The sequence below is a fragment of the Lysobacter enzymogenes genome, from assembly GCF_017168095.1.
In the GTDB taxonomy this organism is placed as follows: Bacteria; Pseudomonadota; Gammaproteobacteria; order Xanthomonadales; family Xanthomonadaceae; genus Lysobacter; species Lysobacter enzymogenes_D.
This window is the reverse complement of the sequence record NZ_LXSD01000601.1, coordinates 1-5250: the sequence shown is the minus strand read 5'-3', so window position 1 is coordinate 5250 and position 5250 is coordinate 1. Positions and strand designations below refer to the sequence as shown.

At 70.2% G+C, this 5250-nt stretch carries 5 protein-coding genes and 1 pseudogene; 3 read left to right on the top strand and 3 right to left on the bottom strand.

From position 1 onward, the window contains the following. Both A7A76_RS23365 and A7A76_RS23360 read right to left on the bottom strand, forming a co-directional pair. Positions 1–542: pseudogene (locus A7A76_RS23365) on the bottom strand (hypothetical protein); the annotation flags it as partial. Between the two features lie 19 nt (positions 543–561). Beyond that, positions 562–1158, bottom strand: coding sequence for an NfuA family Fe-S biogenesis protein (locus A7A76_RS23360; protein ID WP_206413559.1), 597 nt, complete (start codon positions 1156–1158; stop codon positions 562–564). Between the two features lie 141 nt (positions 1159–1299). Here A7A76_RS23360 and A7A76_RS23355 point away from each other — a divergent pair, with 141 nt between their 5' ends. Beyond that, positions 1300–1641 carry a 4a-hydroxytetrahydrobiopterin dehydratase gene (locus tag A7A76_RS23355; protein ID WP_206413558.1) on the top strand — a complete coding sequence of 114 codons (342 nt, stop codon included), beginning with the start codon at positions 1300–1302 and terminating at the stop codon, positions 1639–1641. 7 nt (positions 1642–1648) lie between these two features. Then, positions 1649–2059, top strand: coding sequence for an energy transducer TonB (locus A7A76_RS23350; protein ID WP_206413557.1), 411 nt, complete (start codon positions 1649–1651; stop codon positions 2057–2059). Between the two features lie 85 nt (positions 2060–2144). Here the strand turns inward: A7A76_RS23350 and A7A76_RS23345 are convergent, their stop codons facing one another. Next, the gene (locus tag A7A76_RS23345; RefSeq protein ID WP_206413556.1) at positions 2145–3104 is read right to left on the bottom strand and encodes an RluA family pseudouridine synthase; all 960 of its coding nucleotides are present in this window, start codon (positions 3102–3104) and stop codon (positions 2145–2147) included. 504 nt (positions 3105–3608) lie between these two features. On the opposite strand from A7A76_RS23345, the gene A7A76_RS23340 reads away from it, so the two are divergent. Then, positions 3609–5250, top strand: a 1642-nt coding sequence (locus A7A76_RS23340; RefSeq protein WP_206413555.1) for an Rne/Rng family ribonuclease, incomplete at its 3' end; no start/stop codon positions are given.

Below are 5250 nucleotides of genomic sequence, written 5' to 3'. Positions count from 1 at the left end.
GGCGCGGGCTGCGGCGGCGCCGGTTCGGCCGGCGGCGACGGCGGCGCCGGTTGCGGTTGGTCGCTGGGCTGTCGGGAACCGCCGCCGGGCTCCTGCGGCGTGCCCTGGCCGACGTATTCGATCAGCGTCACCGTCGTCTCGCCCGGCGGCGGCGGGCGGGTGGCGAAGTACTGCAGATACATCAGCCACACCAGCAGCCCGCCGAACAGCAGATGCCACAGCAGCGAGACCACGCCCGCGCCCCAACGCAGGCGGCGGTCCTCGGGTTCCGGCGGCAGCCACTGCTGCCGCCACAAGGTCGCGAACGCCTGCCAACGGCTGAGCGCCGGCGCGCGCCGCGGCGGCGCGCTCAACGGGCGCTCGGCGAACACCGCGAGCCAGGCGTCGGCGGTCGCGCCGACGACCGCGCCGGGCCGCGCGCTCTGCGCGTCCAGCCAGCCCTGCCACGCGGGCGGGAACTCGCCGGGCTCGGGCGAATCGCGGCGCAGGGTCAGCCGCAACCGTCGCTGCAGGGCTTCGATGATCGATGCGGCGGTGGGCACAGGCGGCGCCGCGGCGGGGTCAGGCCGCGCTGTCGCGCGGGATGTACGGCGCCTGGCCGGTGTCGTGGTCGGTCGCGTCGCGCACCGCGGTCACGCCCGGCACCTTGCTCATCAAGGTGGTTTCGATGCCCTGCTTGAGGGTCACGTCGGCCATGCCGCAGCCGTGGCAGCCGCCGCCGAAGCGCAGCAGCACCACGCCGTCGGCGGTGACTTCCTGCACCGACACGTGGCCGCGGTGCTGGGCCAGCTGCGGGTTGATCTCGTGCTCGACGATCCAGTGCACGCGCTCGACCAGCGAGGCCGAATCGGCCGGCGCCTCGCCCTTGATCTTGGGCGCGCGGATCTGCAGCTGGCCGCCGGTGGCGCGGGTTTCGTAATCGATTTCGGCGCCGTCGAGATATTTGACGCTGTCGGCGCGCAGCCAGAGGGTGAAGCCTTCGCAGTCCACCGCCCACTCGTCGCCGGCCAGGTCGGCCGGCTCGGCGAACTCCAGGCGCACGTCGGCGCGCGGCGTGCCGGGATGGACCGCCGACAGTCGCACGCCCAGGCCCGGCAGGGCCTCGCGTTCGATCAGCTTGCGGAAGTGCGCCTGGGCGGATTCGGAAATATTGATCATCGGGCTATTCTAACGGGGACGGCGCGGCCGGATGTCGCGCAGCAAGCCTACGACCGCCGCGGATACGGGTCCATTCACATGGGGCCGGCGCGGCGCAGACGCAACGCCGCGGCGCCGACGCCGGGCCGCCAGGAGTCCCCCATGAACGACCTCATTCCGCTCGTCCAGGCCCATTGCGTCGCCCTGCGCGGCAGCGAGCACCGTCTCAGCGAAGCGCGCGTGCGCGAACTGCTGCCGCAGGTGCCGGGCTGGGAACTGGCCGAGGACGGCCACGCCCTCACCAAAACGTTCCGCTTCGACGATTACTATCGGACCATGGCGTTCGTGAACGCACTGGCGTTCATGGCCCATCGCGAGGATCATCACCCCGACCTCGGCGTGCACTACGACCGCTGCGTGGTGCGCTATTCCACCCACGATGTCGGCGGACTCAGCGAGAACGACTTCATCTGCGCGGCCAAGGCCGAAGCCCTGATTGGTTGATCACCTCATGAACCTGCATCGCCGCCTGTTCGCTCCGTCCCTCGCTTTCGCCTTGGCCGCGACGGCTGCCGGCTGCGGCCAGCGCGCCGCCGAGGAACCGATCATCCCGTCCACGCCGCTGCGCGCGGTCGACACGCCGCCGCCGGACTATCCGCTGGAAATCGGCTGCGACCAGGTCGGCGGCAAGGTCGTGCTGCAGCTGACCGTCGGCGCCGAAGGCAAGCCGACCCGGGCCAACGTGCTGACCAGCAGCGGCGTGCCCGCGCTGGACGCCGCAGCGACCAAGGGCGTGCAGCGCTGGCGCTTCGAGGCGGCGACGCGCAACGGCAAGCCGGTGGCGACCGACATCCAGGTGCCGGTGACCTTCCACGCGCCGGCCGAGCGGCCGGAGCATTGCGGCGGCGCCGGCGGCCCCTGAGCGGCGCGCACGCTGCGGCGCGTCGTCGATGCGCTCGCCGTAGAACGGAACCAGAGGCCGGGCGAGCGCATCGCCCGGCTTTCGTTTATCCGCCGAGGCGGTCCAGCACCTCGACCAGCTCCGGCGCCAGCGGCGCGTTGAGCGAATAGCGCTCGCGCCCGCCGTCGAGCGCGAACTCCAGGGTCGAGGCGTGCAGGAACAGCCGGCGCAGGCCGAACTGATCGCGCAGCTTCTTGTTGATTTCGGCCTCGCCGTACTTGTCGTCGCCGGCGACCGGATGGCCGATGTGCTGGGAATGCACGCGGATCTGGTGGGTGCGGCCGGTTTCGATCCGCACCTCGCAATACGATTGCCCGCCGCGGCGCTCGAGCACCTTGAAGTGGCTCAGCGAGGCCTTGCCGTCGCGATGCACCTGGACGTGGCGCTCGCCGCCCTGGCGCAGGCCGATGTGCAGCGGCGCGTCGACGGTCATGACCCCGTCGGGCATGCGCCCGGTCAGCAGCGCCAGGTAGCGCTTGGCGATACCGCCCTCTTCGCGCATCAAGGCCTGCATCTCGGTCAGGGCCGAGCGCTTCTTGGCCACGATCAGCAGCCCGGAGGTGTCGCGGTCGAGCCGGTGGACCAGCTCCAGGCCCTGGTTCGGGCGCAGCGCGCGCAGGGTCTCGATCGCGCCGAAGCTGATCCCGCTGCCGCCGTGGCTGGCCACGCCGGAGGGCTTGTTCAGGGCCAGCAGGCGCGCGTCCTCGAACACGATCGAGCGCTCCATCGCGTCGAGGAAGCCCTTCGGCGGCGCCGGCTTGTCGCCGGCCTCAGTGAGACGAACCGGCGGAATGCGCACCTCGTCGCCGGCTTCGAGCTTGCGCTCGGCCTTGGCCCGGCCCCCGTTCACGCGCACCTGCCCGGAGCGGACCAGCTTGTAGATCAAGGACCTGGGCGCACCTTTGAGTTGGCCGAGCAGGAAGTTGTCCAGGCGCTGGCCGTCGCGATCGTCGGGCACGCGCACGGTGCGGGCGCCGGCATTGCCGGAGTTTGCTGATTGGGTCATCCCGAAGCGTTATCTGTTACACTCGCGACGCGAGATAAGGTTTTGATTTCGCTGGGAGTTGCACCCGGTCGTCCGCCTCGCGGCAGGCGACCCGGTACGGGGCCGAAAGCCCCTCCCGCGATTCCGGTCCGCGTCTAACCACTGCCCACGGGGCAGCCATGTTAGCAGCGACGGACCGGCGGAACCCGCCCTCGCCCGGCGGATGACACCGTCGCGATGAACACCCGTGCGGCGCCAGAGTCCGTCCTCGAACACGAACGAGCAGACACTCGAAGCAGCCGCCGCCCGTCCCGTGCGGCGTTCGCGCCGCCGGCCCGAAAGTACGTGAAAGGTATTAAGCGCTCCCGCGGCGTGCCGTGGTGATGTAGCGCTGGTAGTGGAGGCCTCGCCGGCGCGGCGGGCGGCCCGCACCCCGCGGGCGCCGAACGCGACGGCGCGGACTCAGTTCCCAGATAGCGAAACGCCATGGCGTTCCGCGCGGTAGAGCGCGCGAGGAACGCAACAATGAAGCGCATGCTGATCAACGCGACGCAGGCCGAAGAACTGCGCGTGGCCATCGTCGACGGCCAGAACCTGTACGACATCGACATCGAACAGCCGTCGAAGGAACAGAAGAAGTCCAACATCTACAAGGGCCGCATCACCCGGCTCGAACCCTCGCTCGAAGCCGCCTTCATCGATTACGGCGCCGACCGCCACGGCTTCCTGCCGCTGAAGGAAATCTCCCGCGACTACTTCCAGCCCGGCGTGGACCACCACAAGGCCGGCCTGCGCGAGCTGCTGCGCGAAGGCCAGGAGATCGTGGTCCAGGTCGACAAGGAAGAGCGCGGCAACAAGGGCGCCGCCCTGACCAGCTTCATCTCCCTGGCCGGCCGCTACATGGTGCTGATGCCGAACTCGCCCAGCGCCGGCGGCGTCTCGCGCCGGATCGAGGGCGACGACCGCGCCGCGCTCAAGGAGGCGATGGACAAGCTGACCATCCCCGACGACATGGGCGTGATCATCCGCACCGCCGGCGTCGGCCGCGACGCCGAAGAGCTGCAGTGGGACCTGGACTACCTGGTCAGCGTGTGGAAGGCGATCACCGACGAGGCGCTGAAGAAGCCCGCGCCGTTCCTGGTCTACCAGGAGTCGCGCCTGATCATCCGCGCCCTGCGCGACTACATGCGCCCGGACATCGGCGAGATCCTGGTCGACACCGACGAGATGTACGCCGAGGCGCGCCAGTTCGTCGAGCAGGTGATGCCGCACAACCTGCGCAAGCTCAAGAAGTACGCCGACGACACCCCGCTGTTCAACCGCTTCCAGATCGAATCGCAGATCGAGAACGCCTACGAGCGCACCGTGCGCCTGCCCTCCGGCGGCGCGCTGGTGATCGACCAGACCGAGGCGCTGACCGCGATCGACGTCAACTCGGCGCGCGCCACCAAGGGCGGCGACATCGAGGAGACCGCGTTCAACACCAACCTGGAAGCGGCCGAGGAAGTCGCCCGCCAGATGCGCCTGCGCGACCTCGGCGGCCTGGTGGTGATCGACTTCATCGACATGTCGTCCAACCGCCACCAGCGCGAGGTCGAGAACCGCCTGTCGCACGCGCTCAAGCAGGACCGCGCGCGCGTGCAGATCGGCCGCATCTCGCGCTTCGGCCTGCTCGAACTGAGCCGCCAGCGCCTGCGTCCCTCGCTGGGCGAATCCAGCCAGCTGGTCTGCCCGCGCTGCGAGGGCCACGGCCGCATGCGCAGCGTCGAGTCGCTGTCGCTGTCGATCCTGCGCGTGGCCGAAGAGCACGCGATGAAGGAAAACACCGGCCAGGTGCTGGTGCAGGCGCCGACCGAGATCGCCAACTTCCTGCTCAACGAGAAGCGCCGCGCGCTGATGGAGATCGAGGCGCGCCACGACGCGCCGATCGTCATCGTCGCCGACGAGCACCTGGAAACCCCGCACTACGAAGTCACGCGCGTGCGCGAGAACGAGATCGGCGAGGAGACCAGCAAGCCCAGCTACCAGCGCGGCACCCAGCGCAAGCTGCCGGTCCATGCGCTGACCAAGGCCCACCTCAACATCCCCGAAGCGCCGGCGGTGACCAACGTGCGCCCGGCCCAGCCCGCGCCGCTGCGCGAGCCGCGCGAAGCGCCGGCCGCCGCCG